This is a genomic window from Mycobacterium sp. E342 (genome assembly GCF_001667665.1).
In the GTDB taxonomy this organism is placed as follows: domain Bacteria; phylum Actinomycetota; class Actinomycetes; order Mycobacteriales; family Mycobacteriaceae; genus Mycobacterium.
The window spans coordinates 31302-49131 of record NZ_LZJM01000287.1; the positions used below are offsets into that span (position 1 = coordinate 31302).

The 17830-nt window shown below is 70.4% G+C and carries 18 protein-coding genes, 1 tRNA gene and 1 other RNA gene; 13 read left to right on the forward strand and 7 right to left on the reverse strand.

What is annotated here, in order from left to right:
- Window positions 1-42: 42 nt before the first annotated feature.
- Both A5692_RS23440 and A5692_RS23445 read left to right on the forward strand, forming a co-directional pair.
- Window positions 43-1434: an FAD-binding oxidoreductase gene (locus A5692_RS23440; RefSeq protein ID WP_068060591.1), complete on the forward strand. Its 1392-nt coding sequence runs from the start codon at window positions 43-45 to the stop codon at window positions 1432-1434.
- The gene (locus A5692_RS23445; protein ID WP_197514547.1) at window positions 1431-2741 is read left to right on the forward strand and encodes a class I SAM-dependent methyltransferase; all 1311 of its coding nucleotides are present in this window, start codon (window positions 1431-1433) and stop codon (window positions 2739-2741) included. The genes A5692_RS23440 and A5692_RS23445 overlap by 4 nt, the downstream gene beginning before the upstream one ends.
- Window positions 2742-2754: 13 nt before the next feature.
- On the opposite strand, the gene A5692_RS23450 is transcribed toward A5692_RS23445, so the two are convergent.
- The 3 genes from A5692_RS23450 to ffs all read right to left on the reverse strand — a co-directional run bounded on the left by A5692_RS23450 (window position 2755) and on the right by ffs (window position 6180).
- Window positions 2755-4581, reverse strand: a complete 1827-nt coding sequence (locus A5692_RS23450) for a DNA polymerase III subunits gamma/tau (protein WP_068060595.1) — start codon at window positions 4579-4581, stop codon at window positions 2755-2757.
- A 78-nt stretch (window positions 4582-4659) separates the two neighbouring features.
- Window positions 4660-5952, reverse strand: coding sequence for an aminotransferase class I/II-fold pyridoxal phosphate-dependent enzyme (locus A5692_RS23455; protein ID WP_156766234.1), 1293 nt, complete (start codon window positions 5950-5952; stop codon window positions 4660-4662).
- A gap of 133 nt (window positions 5953-6085) precedes the next feature.
- An RNA gene (ffs, locus tag A5692_RS23460) (signal recognition particle sRNA small type) lies at window positions 6086-6180 on the reverse strand.
- A 76-nt stretch (window positions 6181-6256) separates the two neighbouring features.
- On the opposite strand from ffs, the gene A5692_RS23465 reads away from it, so the two are divergent.
- Together A5692_RS23465 and A5692_RS23470 are read left to right on the forward strand one after the other, a co-directional pair.
- A tRNA-Ser gene (locus A5692_RS23465) sits at window positions 6257-6342 on the forward strand.
- 92 nt (window positions 6343-6434) lie between these two features.
- Window positions 6435-7226, forward strand: coding sequence for a hypothetical protein (locus tag A5692_RS23470; RefSeq protein WP_068060601.1), 792 nt, complete (start codon window positions 6435-6437; stop codon window positions 7224-7226).
- Here the strand turns inward: A5692_RS23470 and A5692_RS23475 are convergent, their stop codons facing one another.
- Together A5692_RS23475 and A5692_RS23480 are read right to left on the reverse strand one after the other, a co-directional pair.
- The gene (locus tag A5692_RS23475; protein WP_082963042.1) at window positions 7227-7970 is read right to left on the reverse strand and encodes an enoyl-CoA hydratase/isomerase family protein; all 744 of its coding nucleotides are present in this window, start codon (window positions 7968-7970) and stop codon (window positions 7227-7229) included.
- Window positions 7971-7983: 13 nt separating this feature from the next.
- Complete coding sequence (locus A5692_RS23480; protein ID WP_068060608.1) at window positions 7984-8364, reverse strand: hypothetical protein; 381 nt, start codon at window positions 8362-8364, stop codon at window positions 7984-7986.
- A 144-nt stretch (window positions 8365-8508) separates the two neighbouring features.
- Here A5692_RS23480 and A5692_RS23485 point away from each other — a divergent pair, with 144 nt between their 5' ends.
- The 3 genes from A5692_RS23485 (at window position 8509) to A5692_RS23495 (ending at window position 12130) form a co-directional block, all read left to right on the forward strand.
- Window positions 8509-8988 carry a lipoprotein LpqH gene (locus A5692_RS23485; RefSeq protein ID WP_068060898.1) on the forward strand — a complete coding sequence of 160 codons (480 nt, stop codon included), beginning with the start codon at window positions 8509-8511 and terminating at the stop codon, window positions 8986-8988.
- Window positions 8989-9083: 95 nt separating this feature from the next.
- On the forward strand, window positions 9084-10781 hold the full coding sequence (locus A5692_RS23490) for a hypothetical protein (protein ID WP_068060611.1): 1698 nt from the start codon (window positions 9084-9086) through the stop codon (window positions 10779-10781).
- Complete coding sequence (locus tag A5692_RS23495; RefSeq protein WP_068060901.1) at window positions 10772-12130, forward strand: CHAT domain-containing protein; 1359 nt, start codon at window positions 10772-10774, stop codon at window positions 12128-12130. The genes A5692_RS23490 and A5692_RS23495 overlap by 10 nt, the downstream gene beginning before the upstream one ends.
- A 3-nt stretch (window positions 12131-12133) precedes the next feature.
- Here the strand turns inward: A5692_RS23495 and A5692_RS23500 are convergent, their stop codons facing one another.
- On the reverse strand, window positions 12134-12472 hold the full coding sequence (locus tag A5692_RS23500) for a hypothetical protein (RefSeq protein ID WP_068060614.1): 339 nt from the start codon (window positions 12470-12472) through the stop codon (window positions 12134-12136).
- A gap of 44 nt (window positions 12473-12516) precedes the next feature.
- On the opposite strand from A5692_RS23500, the gene A5692_RS23505 reads away from it, so the two are divergent.
- The 4 genes from A5692_RS23505 to A5692_RS23520 are packed head-to-tail and all read left to right on the forward strand — an operon-like array spanning window position 12517 to window position 16710.
- On the forward strand, window positions 12517-13833 hold the full coding sequence (locus A5692_RS23505; protein ID WP_068060907.1) for a hypothetical protein: 1317 nt from the start codon (window positions 12517-12519) through the stop codon (window positions 13831-13833).
- Complete coding sequence (locus tag A5692_RS23510; protein ID WP_068060617.1) at window positions 13830-14969, forward strand: hypothetical protein; 1140 nt, start codon at window positions 13830-13832, stop codon at window positions 14967-14969. Before A5692_RS23505 ends, A5692_RS23510 begins: the two co-directional genes overlap by 4 nt.
- 29 nt (window positions 14970-14998) lie before the next feature.
- Entirely contained in the window at window positions 14999-16066 is a 1068-nt protein-coding gene (locus A5692_RS23515; RefSeq protein ID WP_068060620.1) for a dihydrodipicolinate reductase, read from the forward strand.
- Entirely contained in the window at window positions 16063-16710 is a 648-nt protein-coding gene (locus A5692_RS23520) for a cutinase family protein (protein WP_231984435.1), read from the forward strand. Before A5692_RS23515 ends, A5692_RS23520 begins: the two co-directional genes overlap by 4 nt.
- A gap of 13 nt (window positions 16711-16723) precedes the next feature.
- Here the strand turns inward: A5692_RS23520 and A5692_RS29570 are convergent, their stop codons facing one another.
- Window positions 16724-16885 carry a hypothetical protein gene (locus A5692_RS29570; protein WP_197514548.1) on the reverse strand — a complete coding sequence of 54 codons (162 nt, stop codon included), beginning with the start codon at window positions 16883-16885 and terminating at the stop codon, window positions 16724-16726.
- Window positions 16886-16937: 52 nt separating this feature from the next.
- Between A5692_RS29570 and A5692_RS23525 the strand changes: the two genes are divergently transcribed.
- Complete coding sequence (locus A5692_RS23525; protein ID WP_055403166.1) at window positions 16938-17111, forward strand: CsbD family protein; 174 nt, start codon at window positions 16938-16940, stop codon at window positions 17109-17111.
- Window positions 17108-17815, forward strand: coding sequence for a cutinase family protein (locus A5692_RS23530; RefSeq protein ID WP_068060626.1), 708 nt, complete (start codon window positions 17108-17110; stop codon window positions 17813-17815). Before A5692_RS23525 ends, A5692_RS23530 begins: the two co-directional genes overlap by 4 nt.
- Window positions 17816-17830: the final 15 nt, after the last annotated feature.

A 17830-nucleotide genomic window follows, 5' to 3' on the forward strand; every position in this document is an offset into this window, starting at 1 on the left:
CGCGCGCGGGTGCACGGGCTGTGGTCGAAGACTAGGGTATATGTGGTGCCTGCCCCAGGATCTGCACTCTCGGCGCACAAGTCGGGCGTTGACCGGTTGATGGCGAGTTATCGATCCATCCCCGCAACGTCCGCCGTCCGGCTCGCCAAGCCGACCTCAAACCTGTTCCGCGCCCGCGCTAAACGCGACGCCCCCGGCCTCGACACGTCGGGGCTGACCGGCGTGCTGAGCGTCGATCCCGAATCCCGTACCGCCGACGTGGCCGGCATGTGCACCTACGAGGATCTGGTCGCCGCGACGTTGCCTTACGGCCTGTCGCCGCTGGTCATCCCGCAACTGAAGACCATCACCCTCGGCGGTGCGGTCAGCGGCCTGGGCATCGAGTCGGCGTCGTTCCGCAACGGCCTGCCCCACGAATCGGTGCTGGACATGGACATCCTCACCGGGGCCGGTGAATTACTCACCGCGTCGCGCACACAGCATCCCGACCTGTTCCGGGCTTTCCCCAATTCCTATGGGACACTTGGCTATTCGACCCGGCTGCGCATCGAGCTGGAGCCCGTCGCACCGTTCGTGGCGTTGCGGCACATCCGGTTCCGCTCGCTGCCGGCGCTGATCGCGGCGATGGAACGCATCATCGACACCGGCGGGCAGGGCGGCACCCCGGTGGACTATCTCGACGGGGTGGTGTTCGGCGCCGACGAGAGTTACCTGTGCGTCGGCCGGCGAACCACCACCCCGGGACCGGTCAGCGACTACACCGGAAAGGACATCTACTACCAGTCGATCCGGCACGACTCCCCCGGTGTGGAAGCCACCAAGGACGACCGGCTGACGACACACGACTACTTCTGGCGCTGGGACACCGACTGGTTCTGGTGCTCGCGCGCCTTCGGCGTGCAGAACCCCCGGATACGGCGGTGGTGGCCGCGGAGCTACCGGCGCAGCAGCGTCTACTCGAAGCTCGTCGCCATCGACCAGCGCTTCGGCGTCGCGGACCGGATCGAGAAGCGCAAGGGCCGGCCCCCGCGGGAGCGGGTGGTCCAAGACGTCGAGGTGCCGGTCGAACGGACCTGCGAGTTCCTGGAGTGGTTCCTGGACAACGTGCCGATCACCCCGATCTGGCTGTGCCCGCTGCGGTTGCGCGACGACGAGGGCTGGCCGCTGTATCCGATGCGGCCGGACCACACGTATGTCAATGTCGGGTTTTGGTCCTCGGTGCCGGCGGGCGCGACGGAAGGTGAAACCAACCGGACGATCGAAGCGAAGGTGAGCGAACTCGACGGGCACAAGTCGCTGTATTCCGACTCCTACTACACCCGCGAGGAATTCGACGAGCTGTACGGCGGCGAGGCCTACAACACCGTCAAGAAGACCTATGATCCCGATTCCCGTCTCCTCGACCTCTACGCAAAGGCGGTACAGCGGCGATGACGACCACCAAAGAACCCCACCGCGCCACCACCGGAAAAATGAGCATGGCGGAGATCCTGGCGGTCTTCGCCGCGACCGGGCGGTATCCGTTGAAGTTCACCGCCTACGACGGCAGCATCGCGGGCAACAAGGATGCCGAACTGGGCCTGGACCTTCGGACCCCGCGGGGCGCCACCTACCTGGCGACCGCTCCCGGCGAGCTCGGCCTCGCCCGCGCGTACGTGGCGGGTGACCTGGACCTGTACGGCGTCCACCCGGGAGACCCGTACCGACTGCTCAAGACGCTGACCGACCGCGTCCAGTTCAAGCGGCCGCCCGCGCGGGTGCTCGCCAACGTGGTGCGTTCGATGGGTCTGGATCGGCTGGTGCCGATCCCCCCGCCGCCACAGGAGACCCCGCCGCGGTGGCGCCGGATCGCCGACGGGCTCATGCACACCAAGACCCGCGACGCCGAGGCCATCCATCACCACTACGACGTGTCCAACACCTTCTACGAATGGGTGCTCGGCCCGTCGATGACCTACACGTGCGCGGTCTATCCCCACGCCGACGCGACCCTGGAAGAGGCCCAGGAGAACAAGTACCGGCTGGTCTTCGAGAAGCTGAGGCTGCAACCGGGCGACCGGCTGCTCGACGTCGGCTGTGGCTGGGGCGGCATGGTGCGCTTCGCCGCGCGGCGCGGGGTCCGGGTGATCGGTGCCACCCTGTCGGGTGAGCAGGCGAAATGGGCGCAACGCGCGATCGAAGACGAAGGGCTCACCGATCTTGCCGAGGTCCGGCATTCGGACTACCGCGACATTGGCGAGCGCGGGTTCGACGCCGTGTCCTCGATCGGGTTGACCGAGCACATCGGCGTCAAGAACTACCCGGCCTACTTCGGGTTCCTGAAGTCCAGGCTGCGCACCGGCGGCCTGTTGCTCAACCACTGCATCACCCGCCACGACAACAAGTCGACCTCGTTCGCGGGTGGCTTCACCGACCGGTATGTCTTCCCCGACGGGGAGCTCACCGGTTCCGGCCGCATCATCACCGAGGTGCAGGACGTCGGGTTGGAGGTGCTGCACGAGGAGAACTTCCGGCATCACTACGCGATGACGCTGCGGGACTGGTGCCGCAACCTGGTCGAGCACTGGGACGAAGCGGTCGACGAGGTCGGGCTGGCCACCGCCAAGGTCTGGGGCCTCTACATGGCGGCCTCGCGGGTGGCGTTCGAGCAGAACAACCTGCAACTGCACCACGTGCTGGCGGCCAACGTCGACTCCCGGGGCGACGACCAGCTGCCGCTGCGACCGTGGTGGACGCCCTAGCTCACAGTCCCGCTCAGGCGTTGTCGATCCGGCGCGCGCCCAGCTCGTTCTGTAACAGCTCCAGCGCGACCTCCTCGGGGTCGCGCCGCGGTCCCGACGGCTCCCCGCGTCCGGCCTCGGCGAGCATGTGTTCCTCTTCGTCGTCACGCGGGGCCACGTCGGGCGCCGGTTCCTCGACCCGCGTGGGCGGGGGCGCCGACTCGACCGGGGCGGCGGCGCCGACCTCGCAGCGCACCCGCCAGTTGACGCCCAGCGCGTCCTTGAGCGCTTCGGCGATGACGTCGGCGTTGCGCTGTTCGCACAGCCGCTTGGCCAGCGGTGCCGACGAATGCGTCAACACCAGCGTGTTGTCCTCGAGGGCGCGGACGGTGGCACCCGCCAGCATGACCTCGGTGGTGCGGCTGCGCTGGCGCACCTTGTCGCGCACCGTGGGCCACATGGTTCGCACGGCGGCCGCGTTGAGTTCGCCCGCGGCGGCGGCCGGTTCGGCGATCGGCGCGGCGACCGGTTCGGGCACCGGGGGTGCCGGGACCGGTTCGGGAACCGCCTCCGGCTTGGGAACGGGCGGAGCGGACCTGGGCGGGACGTGCTCCTTGGGCGGGGCCGGCTCCCTGCGGGTCCGCGCGGGTGCGGCCACCGCCGGGTGCGGCGGGTGCGCGGCGGCCGCCTCGGAGGCGGGGATGGACATGTCGAGCCGGGTCTCGATCCGCTCGACGCGCTGCAGCAGGGCCGACTCGGTCTCGCTGGCCGAAGGCAGCAGCAGCCGCGCGCAGACGACTTCGAGCAGCAGCCGGGGGGCCGTCGCGCCGCGCATCTCGCCGAGGCCCGCCTGCACGACCTCGGCGTAGCGGGTCAGGGTGGCCGGCCCCAGGCGGGTCGCCTGGTCACGCATCCGGTCGAGCACGTCCTCCGGCGCGTCCACCACCCCGCGGCTGATCGCGTCGGGAACCGCCTGCAGGACCAGGAGGTCGCGGAACCGCTCCAGTAGGTCGGTGGCAAAGCGCCGCGGGTCGTGGCCGGAATCGATCACCGACTCCACCGCGCCGAACAACGCGGCGGCGTCGCCCGCCGCAAGGGCGTCCACGGCGTCGTCGATCAGCGCGACGTCGGTGGCGCCGAGCAGCCCGAGCGCCCGCGGGTACGTCACGTGGGCGCCCTCGGCGCCCGCCAGCAGCTGATCGAGCACCGACAGCGTGTCGCGCGGAGAGCCGCCGCCGGCGCGGATCACCAGGGGGAACACCGCGTCATCGACCGCGACGCCCTCCTGCTCGCAGATCCGCCCGATCAACGACCGCATGGTCTTCGGCGGCAGCAGCCGGAACGGGTAGTGGTGGGTGCGCGAGCGGATCGTCGGCAGCACCTTCTCCGGCTCGGTGGTGGCGAAGATGAAGATGAGGTGCTCGGGCGGCTCCTCCACGATCTTGAGCAGCGCGTTGAACCCCGCGGTGGTCACCATGTGCGCCTCGTCGATGATGAACACCCGGTAGCGCGACTGCGCCGGCGCGTAGAACGCGCGGTCCCGCAGCTCCCGCGTGTCGTCCACGCCGCCGTGACTGGCGGCGTCCAGCTCCACCACGTCGATGCTGCCGGGGGCGTTCGGAGCAAGCGCCGTGCACGATTCGCAGACCCCGCACGGGGTGGCCGTCGGCCCCTGGGCGCAGTTCAGCGACCGGGCCAGGATGCGCGCGGACGACGTCTTGCCGCAGCCGCGCGGACCGGAGAACAGGTAGGCGTGGTTGATCCGGCCGGCTTCCAGGGCGATCGACAGCGGTTCGGTGACGTGCTCCTGCCCCACCACCTCGGCGAAGGTTGCCGGTCGATACTTGCGGTAGAGGGCCACGCTCAGCAGGCTACCGGCGCCGGCAGACGCGGGCCCGACGGGCGTTGAGTGCGCATCAGCGGGTGGCCGCGCTCGCCATCAGCTCACGCTGGATGCGGCGGAGACGAGCAGCGACTCCGACGCCGCCAGCAGCGCGCAGGTGGCCAGCCCGTCGACCGCGTCGCGCAGGTCGGGCAGCGACGGGAAGGTGGGCGCGATCCGGATGTTCTTGTCCTCCGGGTCTTTTCGGTACGGGAAGGACGCTCCGGCTTCGGTCACGGCGATGCCCGCGTCCTTGGCCAGGGCCACGGTCCGGCGCGCCGTCCCGGGCAACACGTCGAGGCTGATGAAGTAACCGCCCTGCGGTTCGGTCCACGACGCGATCTTGGAGTCGCTCAGCCGCTTGTCCAGGATGTCCAGCGCCAGCTCGAATTTCGGCGCCAGGATCTGCTGGTGGCGCAGCATGTGCAGGCGCACCCCGTCGGCGTCGCGGAAGAAGCGCAGGTGCCGCAGCTGGTTGACCTTGTCCGGGCCGATCGACTTCTTCCCCGCGTATTGCAGGTACCACGCGATGTTGCCCAGCGAGCCGCCCAGGAAGCTCACGCCCGCACCGGCGAAGGTGATCTTGGAGGTGGACGCGAACACATAGGGCCGGTTGGGGTTGCCGGCCTTGGCCGCGAGCCCCAGCACGTCGACCTGGCGGATGAACTCGTGCGTCAGGGTGTGCACCGCGTACGCGTTGTCCCAGAACAGCCGGAAGTCGGGCGCCGCCGTGCGCATCTGGACCAGCCGGCGCACCGTCTCCCACGAGTAGGTGATCCCGGTGGGGTTGCCGAAGACCGGGACGGACCACATGCCCTTGATGGCGGGGTCGACGGCGACCAGCTCCTCGATCAGGTCGACGTCGGGGCCGTCGGCCAGCATCGGCACCGGGATCATCTCGATGCCCATCGTCTCGGTGATCGCGAAGTGCCGGTCGTAGCCGGGAACGGGACACAGGAACTTGACGCTCGGTTCGTCCTTCCAGGGCCGCTGGGAGTCGACGCCGCCGTACAGCATCGAGAAGGCGACGAGGTCGTGCATCAGCTCGAGGCTGGAGTTGTTGCCGGCGATCAGGTTGGGCACCGCAATGCCGAGCAGCTCGCCGAAGATGGCCCGTAGCTCGGGCAGGCCGTGCAGGCCGCCGTAGTTGCGGGTGTCGGTGCCCTCGCTGTCGCGGTAGTCGTCACCGGGCAGGCTCAGCAGCTGGTTGGACAGGTCGAGCTGCTCCGGCGCGGGTTTGCCGCGGGTCAGGTCGAGGGCCAGCTTCTTGGCCTGCAGGTCGGCGTAGTCCTGCTGGTTGCGCGCGTGCGCAGCCGCCAACTCTTCGGGGCTGAGGGAATCGAAAGACACCAGGGGCCCTTTCGCTGCTCATAGTGGCGATCGCAAGCGCGGCGAGGCCGGGCGCAGCGGGTCGCCACTGATCGAACCTAGTGGCGATCGCAAGCGCGGCGGAGCCGGGCGAAGCGGGTCGCCACTCAATGGATATAGGGGACCCCGCGCACCCGACAGAGCCCATTGACCCTTGCTGCCTTCCGGCCCTGGGGGAGTTCACAGGATAGACGCCGCGCGGGGTCCACCGCGAGTGTAATACCCGGCCCGACGGTGCCGCCGAGCGCGTGGCGGCGGCTGCGGCGGCCTCGGTTACCATGGCCACGGAGGATTCGCCTAGTGGCCTATGGCGCTCGCCTGGAACGCGGGTTGGGTTAACAGCCCTCGCGGGTTCAAATCCCGCATCCTCCGCAATTGGTCCGCCATGCGGACGTGCACGAATTGGTTTGGATTCGGGTTGGCCGCCTTTAGGCTGGCTTGAACTCACCAGCACGAGGAGGGGTATGGGGCGCAAGATCGCCGTGCCGTGGCACCTGCTGTTCTCCCTCGCCGCCGGCGCCCTCTACTTCTTCTTCGTGTTGCCCCGCTGGCCGGAGCTGATGGGTGACACCACGCGTACGTTGGGGACGGCGCTGCGGATCACGGCGGGTGCGCTGATCGCGCTGGCCGCCCTGCCGGTGGTGTTCAACCTGTTGCGGGTGCGCAAGCCGGAGCTGGGGACGCCGCAGATGGCGCTGAACCTCAGGGTCGCCTCGATCGTGTGCCACGTGCTGGCGGGCGTGCTCATCATCGGCACGGCGATCAGTGAGATCTGGCTGAGCCTGGACGCCGCCGGCCCGTATCTGTTCGCGATCTACGGCGCGGCCGCCGCGACCGCGCTACTCGGATTCTTCGCGTTCTACCTCTCGTTCGTCGCCGAGTTGCCGCCGCCACCGCCGAAACCGATCAAGCCGAAGAAGTCCAAGAAGCGCCGGCGCCGCAAAGAGGGCGACGAGGCCGAAGACACCGACGCCGAGGCCGCCGAGGAATCGGAGGCAGCGGAGGCGGAAGCCGAAGAACCTCAAGAGGCCGAGGCCGAAGAGCCGGAGGAGACCGAGACCGTCAAGGCCGAGGGCTCCGAAGCCGCGGAGGAAGAGCCGACGGCCGAGCCGGCCGCGTCCCCCGCTGAGTCCGAGGACGCGGGAGCGGCACAGGCCGGGCTGCGCAACCGCCGCCCGACGGGCAAGGGCTCGCATCGGATGCGGCGGCGCACCCGGGGCGGCGTGGCCGTCGAAGACGCCGTCGACGAGGACTGATCAGCCGCGTCGCCGCAGTCGCTCGACGTAGGCGGCGATCCGGTGCAGCGTCTCCTCCGCGCCCCACATCTGGCGGACCTCGTCGTCGATAGCCCGGCCCTCGCGGATCCGCGCCATCGTCGGGGCCCGCAGCTGGGTTTTCGTCTGGCGGTACGCGCCGGCCGGGATGCCGCCGAGATCGGACGCCTCCGCCAGGGCCACCTCCACGAGGTCCTCGGTGACCACCCGGTGGGCGAGCCCGCGGGCAACGGCGTCGGGCCCCCGGTAGCTGAGGCCGCCCAGCAGCACTTCCTCGGCGGCGTCGCCGCAGGCGTAGCGCATCACCTCGAGCGCGGCGACCGGGAAGGGCACCCCGACCCGCACCTCGGCCGCCCCGATCTGCGCCTCCGGGCCGATCAGGCGGCGGTCGCAGGCGCAGGCGAGCACGCATCCCCCGGCGATGGCGGCGCCGTTGATCGCGGCGACGGTCGGGCCCGGGTAGGCGAACATCGCCTCGAACGCCGCGGACAGCGCCGGGACCAGCCGATCGGTATAGCCGGAGCCGCCCTCCACCACCCGGTTGAGGTCGACGCCCGCGCTGAACGCCCGGCCGGCTCCGGTGACGACCAGCGCGCCGGCGTCCGAACGCTCCAAGTCACGCACCGCCAGGGTCAGCTCGTCGAGCAGTTCGACGTCCTGGGCGTTGACGGGACCCGACGACAGGGTCAGCACCTGAACGGTTCCCACCGTCGTGATGTCGATCATGGTCACCTCCCGGTCAGTGGCTCATGGCCGCGATGACGACCGGGATGTCGGTGTTCTCGTCGGTGTGATAGCTCGCGCATACGCGGTGGTAGCCGTCGGCAATCTGCAGCGGGACACCGGTCGGGAAGTCCCCGCGCACCAGCAGGATGGGCGACAGCGGTTGCCCCTTCTCGATTTTGGTCAGGTCGGCGGCGACGTGGGGGTTGTCGGGCGGCAACAGTCCCAGCTGCGCCGCGCGCAGGATGTCCTTGGCCTTTCGATGCGTGACCGTTCCGGCCTTCAGCTTCTTGAGCACCTTCTTGACGGTGTTCGCGTCGGCGAGCATGGTGAGGTAGTCGGCCGCCGCCGGAAAGTCATGGGCCTCAGGCTTTTCCAGCCACTTCACGCTCAGCATCGCGTGTCTCCCTTCCTCAGCGCCGACCTCGACGCAGCCTACCGGCTCGGCACCGCCGAATTTGGGATCGGTAGCGAATCCGGCGGTCTGTACTTGCGCCATGGCGACGCCATCGGGGCGGCGCATGAAGGAAGGGAACCGCAAGTGAAACGTCTTCTCGCGGCTGCGATTGGGACACTGGGCGCCGCATCGGTGCTGGTGGGGTGCTCCAGCGGCGGCCACACGGCCGGCCCGGCATCGAGTACGGCCCCCAGCGTCGCCAACGGCGGCGGCGCCCAGGTCAAGGTCGGCGGTGCCGACCTGGCGGGCCTGGACCCGGCCTCGGTGACGTGTGTCCGGACGGGCGGCAAGATCGACATCGGCAGCGGTTCCAGCGGCGGACGGCAGGCGCTGGCGGTCGTGATGACCGACGAGGCCACCCCGAAAGTCGAGTCGCTGGCGATGGTCGTCGACGGCAACGCCCTGTCGGTCAGCAACAACATGGGCGCGAAGGTCGGTTCGGCCGACGTGGCGGTGGACGGTAAGACCTACACCATCACGGGCCAGGCGCAGGGCGCCGACCTGAAGAACCCGATGGCCGGAATGATCACCAAGGACTTCAACATCAAGGTGACCTGCGGCTGATGGTTGCGGCCGGGCGGCGGATGTGTCGCAACCACGCGTCCGCCGCTCGCCGCTTTCGCATGCCCGGACGACATCGGCGGACTTATGATGCAGCCGTGTCGATCCCCGACGAGTTGGACAACGCGCGCCGACTGGCGTTGGCGGCCGACGAAGCCGGGGCCCGCGATCTGTTGCTGTCCCTGATACCGCGCATCGAGCGGGAAGACCGCGACGATCTGATGCTGGAGGTCCTCGCCCAGCTGGGCGAGATCTACCTCAGCCGCGGCGCGAATGACGGGGTGCGCGAATCCATTCGGCGCATCGAGGACTGCGTGGCGATCTACGCGGGCATGCCCGCCGACGCCGGCATCGCGCAGATGATCCGGCGGTACTCGCGGCGAGCTCGGTTTCTGCGAGCCGGCCTGGCCGCGGCGATCGGCGACCACGAGGGCGCGGCGGCCGCGCTGGCGGCGCTGAATGACGACTCCGACACGGACTTTCCGTCGCTGACGGAAGAACACGCCCGACTGCGCATCCATGCGTCGGTCCTGTGCGCGACCGCGCTGTGCGACAACGACCTGCACGTCCGGTCGGTTCCACTGTGGGACAAAGTGGTTCGCGCCCTGGAAGACCATGCCGGCAAGGGTGAGGCCGCGGACCACCTTCGGGTGCTCGCCGGCATCGGCTACGGCCGGTTCTGTGTCGAGACCGGCCGACTGTCGGAGGCCGACCCCTGGTTGCGGCGCGCGGGAGCCCGCGCCCAGGCCAACGGTTGGGCGTTGTCCATGGCGCGAGCGCAGTTGGAGCGGGCGACGGCGTGCTGGGCGGCCAACGACCACGCCGGCACCGAGCGGCTGGTGTCGGAGGCCTACCCCGTGATCGCCCGCCACGCCCGCGCGCACGACGTCGCCCGCTGCTGGCTGTACCTTGGCCTCACCCGGCTCGGGGCCGGGGCGCTGGAAGCCGCCGACGAGTGCTGGGAGCACGCCGAACGGCACTGGCGGGAATTGGGAGAGCCGCTGCACCTGCACCGTATCTTGTTGCAGCGCAGCTGGATCGCGATCTTCTGGAGCCGCTTCGCCGACGCGGTCGAGCTGATCGCCCAGGCCCGCGAACTGCTCGACTCGTCGCCGCGCAGTAGCTGGCTGCAGTACGCGCTGCTGGACAACCAGCTGGGCACGGTGTGGCGCGCGGACGCGTTGGCGGACCTGGGTTTCGACAGTTCGGGCGATCCCGACGAGACGCTGCAGGAGACCGAGGCGCGGCAGGCGGAGGGACTCGGCATCCTGCACGGCGAGATCGGCACCGAAAAGTATTGGCGCGGCATGGCCAAACTGCAGCAGGCCGCCGAACTCAAGGTGCCGGCCGCCCTCGCGGTCGACTCGGTGCGGTATTCGATCGCCGACGCCGACGCGCGATCACGATGGGCGCGCAGCATCGCGGCGCCGGTGCTGGCCGGCGCCTTCGCCGTCGCCTGGGAATGGGAGAACACCGAACTGATCAGTGAGCTGGTCGAATACCACAGCGCGCGAGGGACGTTCGGTACGGGCGCCGAGCGGCCACAGGCCGGCGAATGGGCATCGACCGCCACGGTGCCAATCCCCGTCGACACCGAGCTGGAGCCGGGCCCGGCGCTGGCGGCGGCCGGTTCGTCGCCTCCCGGCGGCGCATCGCTGACCCGACTCGGGCCGCTGCCGCCGTTGCGCATGCAGCCCGACGCCGGGCCGATCCTGAGCCACTATCGCGCGCTCGCGCAGCAGCGCTACGGCCGCGACGTCACGGCGGCCGAGCCCGCCTGGTCGACCTGGCCGTGAGCGCCGGCCGGACCACCCTGATCCTGCGGTACGCCGACGTGGGGATCGCCACCTACGCCAGCTTGCGGATCGTCGGGCAGCCGTCGCGAACCGTCAACTGGGTCATCGAAGAGCCGCTGCTGCTCGCCGCGCTGGAAGAGCTGGCAAACGCCTTGCCCGAGCCGCACGGTTCCGAGGACCGGCGGGACGCGATCGAGCGCGCCCTGACCACCGGGCCGTTCGCGGCGGCGGAAGCCGAGCTGACGCTCGCCTACATCCTCGGGGTGTTGCTGATCGGCGCCCCCGGCTGGCAGCTGCTGACCGAGTGCGTCGCCACGCCGCGGGCGGTGCTGTTCATCTCGCCCAGCGCGCGGCTGGCGCGGGTCCCGTGGGGGCTGCTGGCGCTGCCCAAATCGGGGCCCAGCAAGGAGGAACTGGTGCGCGCCCGTCAGGAGGCGATCACCGCCAGCGGCCGCGCCGCGGCCCGGATCCCCTGGCAGCTCGCCGACATCGCTCAGCACACCGACGGCCACCGGCTGATGGAAATGGTCGACGTCCTGATGGCGGTGCCGCCGAACATCGTCCATTCACCGCGCGTCCCGGCGGCGTGGGAAGCCAGGAAGGCCGGCCCGCCGCTGCTGGTCCTCGACCCCCGGGTGCCGGGGCAGCGCCCGGACTCCGCGCTGGGTTCGGTGCTCGGCAGGCCGTCCCCCGAGACCCCGTTGACGCGGCACTTCACCGAGCTGCTTCGGCACCGGCCCGTGCTGCCGGTGATTGAATCTCCGGCCGCCGCCATCGACCTGTTCCGCCGCCGGGACGCCGATCGCACGTGGCTGGCCAAGCTGCTCGCCCAGGCCCCGAGCCGGCTGCTGTACGTGGGGCACGCGAGTTCGGCCGACGGCCGGGCCGATCGTGCCGCGCTGCACCTCGCCGATACCGCCGAGATCCCCGGCGACGCCGACCCGATCGGTGATCACCGCCCCCTGACCGCGTCGGATTTGATGGCCCTGCAGTTGCCGATGCCGCCGCGGGTGGCCCTGCTCGCGTGCGGGTCGGGCGGGGACTATCGATTCGACGAGGCCACCGGGCTGGTGGCGGCGACGATCCTGGGCGGCGCACAGCTGGTGACGGCCACCCTGTGGTCGCTGCCCACCACCGCCGCGTATCGCCAATTCGCCCAGGCGACCACCGATCCGATGGCCGACACCGTGGCCGCCGTGGACCGCGCCCACGACGCCGAGGCAGACGCCGGCTGCGCCGTGAACCGCTGGCAGCGCGAGCAGATGCGGCGCTGGCGCGACGGCGACGCGACGGCCAGCCCGCTGTACTGGGCCGCGGTGGTCAGTTTCGCGGTGGACGGCGCGCGCTAGCGCTCACCGCGACCCCGCGAACGCCGCGTGCACCGCCAGCACGTCGTCGGGCAACGAAAGCTCTTCGCGCGCAGCGGGATCGAACGCCACCAGGACTACCAGGCCGGGGCGCAGCATCGACACGTCGAAATCCTCACCGCAGCGCGCCAACTTGCCGATGAACGTCTCCCCGGACACCGCGACCACCTCGATGAACACCTGACGCGCGACCGTGCGGACCGTGCCGACCCCGACCGCGGGGTCCGCCGCGCCCCGGGGCCGGGGGCGGCTGAGCCGGTGCACCAGTGCCAGCAGCTTCTTCATGCGCCCAGGGTGGGACGGCCGGCAGGCTACCGAACCCAAGTTTTCGGCTGCTGCGTTTCGCGCCCTACCCCTATTCTGTGCAGATGAGCGCGGATTCGCAGCTGGCCGTCGCGGTCGGCCACCCCCGCCGGTCGGTGATCGACGCGGCGTGGCGGACGATCGGCCCCGGCGTGGAGGTGCTCAGCAGCGACGACGGCGGGCCGTTGACCCGCACCGTCAAACGCATCATCGATCCGCTGGTGCTTCGACTGCGCTCGAACCCGCAATACTCCGCCCCCGTCGTCACACCCGAGACCGCCGCGGCCATGCGTGGCCTGATCGCCGCCAGTGCGGACGAATTGCGTTCGGCCGCAGCATGGTTCGAGGTTCTCAAACAAGAGCGCCGCAGGCAACGCATCCGCAGCGGAAACGCCCAGGAACTGTACTTCCCGGTGTGCTTCGAGCTCGCGGTGACGAAAGGCCCACCGGCACCGCAGGATCGCGAAACGGCGGCCGCGGTTCTGGCCGACATCCACCAGGGTCGCGACCGCACCGCGATCGAGGTGCTGCACCAGTACGTGGCCGATCCCGAAGCGGTCACCAAGCTGGCCGACCAGCTCGACCGCAGCTGGCGCGACGTGCGGGCCGCCGGTGACACCGTCATCGAGGCGTTCCTGGCGGAGCTGGCGACCGTGCTCGGACCGGCCAACAGCCACCGCACCGCGAGGGCCCGGCAACGCGTGTGGTCGGCGATGATCGCCGACGCCACGCCGTACAACCTGGGGGCGTTGGCCCGGGTCCAGGCGGCGGAGCTGCCGTGGTCAATCGTGGATCTGGGCTTGAGTGCGGTTGCGCCGCAACGGCCCCCGCAGGTGGTCGGCGGCGCCGACGGCGACCGTCCGCTGGACCGCAGTGTGGTGGACCGGGTGCGCGCCACGTTGCGCCGCGCGCTGGACCGCGACGCGCTGCCCGATATCCCCTTGCTGTGCGAGGAGGAGGTCGACCGGGCCTGCGCGCCGTGGGGGTTGCTGGCCGAGGACAAGCAGGCCACGCTCGTCGCGGGGATCGAGGTCGCGGTCGAGCTGGCCCCGCTGGACCCGTCCGCCGCGGGCCGCTACGCCCTGGCCGCACAGATTCAGGCGCGGCTGCGCAAGGAGGCCTACGTGCTGCACGCCCGGCGCTACCTCGCCGAGGGCGGCCCGATCCATCCGCGCCAACGGCAGGTGGTCGACGACCTCGCCGCGTACGCGCAGCCCTACCTGAGCCGGCTGTGGGCGCGGCTGCACGGGCGCGACGTGTGGCAGGAGCCCTGCGACGACATCGATGACGTGCGGTCGCTGCTCGAGGGCGTCGCGCGGTCGGTGAGCCTGGACCACCGGCAGCGGATCAAGGCGATGCTGGAACTGCAGGTGGCCGGATGAGATTAATCGCCGATTCGGGGCTGTGGAGCACCGGACCCGTCAGCGAGGCCACGCCGCTGGCCGCGGTGCTGGAGGTCAGTGGCGCGGTGCTGTCGTGGACCCTGGACGCACCGGGTGACCCCGACGACGCCGCCACGCACATCACGTTCACCGATGTCGGCCGCGCCGACTGGCTGTGGCGGGTGGTCGGCAAATCCGGCCATGTCGCGCTGGCTTCCGCGGTGGCGTCGGCCGACGAACCGCGCGGCGTCGACCTCGCCGGCGTGGACATCCTGCCGGGCTCGCTGGAGACGCTCCGCAGGCTGGCCGTGGGCCATTGGCTGCGGCGCTGGTGGCCGGCCAGCCGGCAGGACGGCATCGTCGGGCTGGACCGCGCGCTGTTGGACCTCGAGGTCGCGGTGCTGACCGCCGGCGCGCAGGGCTTCTTCGCCGACGACACCTTCGATTCCGATGTCGCGGAGCTGCTGGCGCCGCACGCCGCCGCCCTGGCCGCGCACGCCGCGGAAGGTGACCCCCGCGCGCTCGACCTGATCCGGGCCGGCGCCGCCCTGGCCGACGAAGTCGGGGTGGACGGCCCCGGCTGGCCCGAACTGTCCGCGGCCCTTGATGATTCGGAGCCGGCCTGGACGCCGTCGAGCGAACGCCGAGACGACTACGCCCTGGCCGCCGGGACGGGAGCGAGCCCGCGCGCCGTGACCGCGATCGCCGACGGCGTCGCGTCCGTCAACTGGGGTGGCGTTCCGGCCGGCACCTTCGACGCCGGCGAGAACACCGTCGACTGGACGGTCGAGGCGGCCGGGACAGAGGTCGTCGCCCGCGTGCGGGTGGTGGTCATCGGCCCGGACGCGCCCACCGGCGTCGCGGTGCGGCTGACCTCTGGGAGCATTTCCGGCGCGGGCGCGCTGGACGCCGACGGCCGCGCGACCCTCGCCCTGATCGACGGCCCCCAAACTCCGCTCACGGAATCGGCGGCGTGGAACCACGATTGGTCGGCGACATCGGTGCTCGTCGGAGCCGAGACGACGGAGTCGGCCGAAACCCGGGAACGCGTGCGGCGCTGGGCGCGGGCGCGGCTGGACCGGCCGGCCGGCGACGCCTACCTCGCCGAAATCCTGGCGGCCGAATCCGCCTATTAACGGCGGCCGCCATTCCCTATGCTGAGCGAGTGCCAAACACCTATCGAGTCGTTCAGTGGAACACCGGCAACGTCGGCAAGAGCTCGCTGAAGTCGATCGTCGCCAACCCCACGCTGGAACTGGTGGGCTGCTATGCGTGGTCGGCCGAGAAGGTCGGCCGCGACGCCGGCGACCTCGTCGGGATCGCGCCGCTGGGCGTGGCGGCGACCAATGACGTCGACGCGCTGCTCGCGCTGAAACCCGACTGTGTGGTCTACAACCCGATGTGGATCGACGTCGACGAGCTGGTCCGCATCCTGTCCGCGGGCGTCAACGTGGTGACGACGGCGTCCTTCATCACCGGAGGCACCCTCGGCGACGGGCGGGAAAAGATCGCCCAGGCCTGCGAGAAGGGCGGCGCCACCATCTTCGGCTCCGGCGTGAGCCCGGGTTTCGCCGAGCTGCTGGCCATCGTGTCGGCGATGGTGTGCAACCGGATCGACAAGGTCACCGTCAACGAGGCCGCCGACACCACGTTCTACGACTCACCGGAGACCGAGAGGCCGGTGGGCTTCGGACAGCCGATCGACCACCCGGATCTGCAGGCGATGGCGGCGAAGGGGACGGCCATCTTCGGCGAGGCCGTCCGGCTGGTGGGCGACGCGCTGGGCGTCGAGCTCGACGACGTCAAGTGCGTGGCCGAGTTCGCCCAGACAACGGCCGACCTCGAGATGGCGTCCTGGACCATCCCCGCGGGATGCGTGGCGGGGGTGTACATCAGCTGGCAGGGCGTCGTCGGCGACACCACCCTGATCGACCTGAACGTGCGGTGGCGCAAGGGGCAGACGCTCGAACCCGACTGGAAGATCGAACAGGACGGCTGGGTCATCCAGATCGACGGGCAGCCGACGGTCACCACCAAGGTCGGCTTCCTGCCGCCGCCCTACTTCGAGGCCACCACGATCGAGGAGTTCATGGACCTCGGCCACATCATGACCGCGATGCCCGCGATCAACGCGATCCCGGCCGTCGTCGCCGCCCCGCCGGGCATTGTCACCTACACCGACCTTCCGCTGACGCTGCCACGTGGGAACGCCTGTGTCAGCATGAAGCGGTGAGCAGCCCACACCACAACTTTCGCGTCCTAGGCGCTGCGATCGCTGTGACGGTGGCCGGGTTGTGCGGGATGCTCGACACCCCCGCTGCTCGAGCCGACCCGTGCCCCGCCGTCGAGGTGGCGTTCGCCCGCGGCACCGGCCAGCCACCGGGTGTCGGCAATGTGGGCCAGGCGTTCATCGACTCCCTCGGCTCCCAGATTTCCGGGCGGTCGATGGGTGTCTACCCGGTCAACTACCCCGCCACCGAGGCCTTCGCCGCGAGCGCCCAGAACGGTGCCGACGACCTGGTTGCCCACGTACAGGACATGATCGGTCGCTGCCCCAACACCCGCATGGTGCTCGGCGGGTTCTCGCAGGGTGCCGGGGTGATCGACTTGGCCACGCCCGCCATGCCACCCCGGGCGGTCGACCACGTCGCGGCGATCGCCGTCTTCGGCAATCCGACGAGCGCACTCGCGAATCGCTTGTCCGGCACCGTATTCCCGCCGATCGCCCCGCCGTACGCCGCCAAGACCGTAGACATGTGCGCCGCCGGCGACCCGGCGTGCTCCGATGGCTCCAACATCAACGTCTTCGCCCACGCCTCCTACGTGCAGTCCGGGATGGCGGCCCAGGCCGCGAACTTGGTCGCCGCGCGATTGTAGGGGCGGCCCGCCCCTAGCCGGGCGGCTCCGGGGGCTCGGGTGCCGGCGGCGGCGCGGTCGGCGAGTCCCGCAGATACCTGCGCAGCCGGAGCAACTGGTTGATCACCATGCCGATGCCGAGCAGCATCAGCCCCACCACCACTGCCACCACGATCGCGGCGCTCACAACCTCCATGATGGCAGGCTCGGGGTTTTAACAGCTCCCTTTGCTGGGTAGCCACACCGGCATGAGCAACGAGGACAAGCTGAAGAACAAGATCGAAGACCTGGGCGGCCGGGCCAAGGAGGCCATCGGCAAGGCGACCGGGGACCACGAAACCAGGGACGAGGGCCGGGCGGACCAGGCGAAGTCCAGCCTGAAGGACGCCGGCGAAAAGGTGAAAGACGCCTTCAAGAAGTGAGCAAGCTTGCCCCGCTGCGCCGGCTGCCGGCGCTCGTCGGACTCGCGGCGTTGGCGGCCGGCGCGCTGGTCTTAAGTGCGCCGAGCCCGTCCGCGTCCGCGGACCCGTGTCCCGACGTCGAGGTGGTGTTCGCCCGCGGATCGGGCGAACCGCCCGGTGTCGGCGGTATCGGCGGGTCGTTCGTCGACGCGCTGCGCTCGCAGATCGGCTCCCGATCGCTGAGCGTCTATGCAGTCAATTACCCTGCCAGCACGGACTTTTCGAACCCCAACTTCCCGCAGACGGTCATCGACGGCATCCGGGACGCCAGTTCGCACGTCGAGGCCACCGCCAAGAACTGTCCCAACACCCGCGAGGTGCTCGGCGGGTATTCGCAGGGCGCGGCCTTGGCGGGTTACGTCACCTCGGCGGCCGTACCGTCGGGCGTGCCGGCGTCCGCCGTGCCGCCACCGATGCCGCCCGACGTGGCGAGTCACGTCGCCGCGGTCACCCTGTTCGGGACGCCGTCGGGCGACTTCCTGCAGAAGTACCACGCCCCGCCGCTCGCCATCGGCCCGCTGTATCAACCGAAGACCCTGGAGCTGTGCGCCCAGGGCGATCCGGTGTGCGGCACCGGCACCGGGAACGACTTCGCCGCGCACACCTCATACGGAATGAACGGCATGACCGGCCAGGCCGCCAACTTCGCCTCCCGTCATCTGTAGGCCGGACGGTCCTGC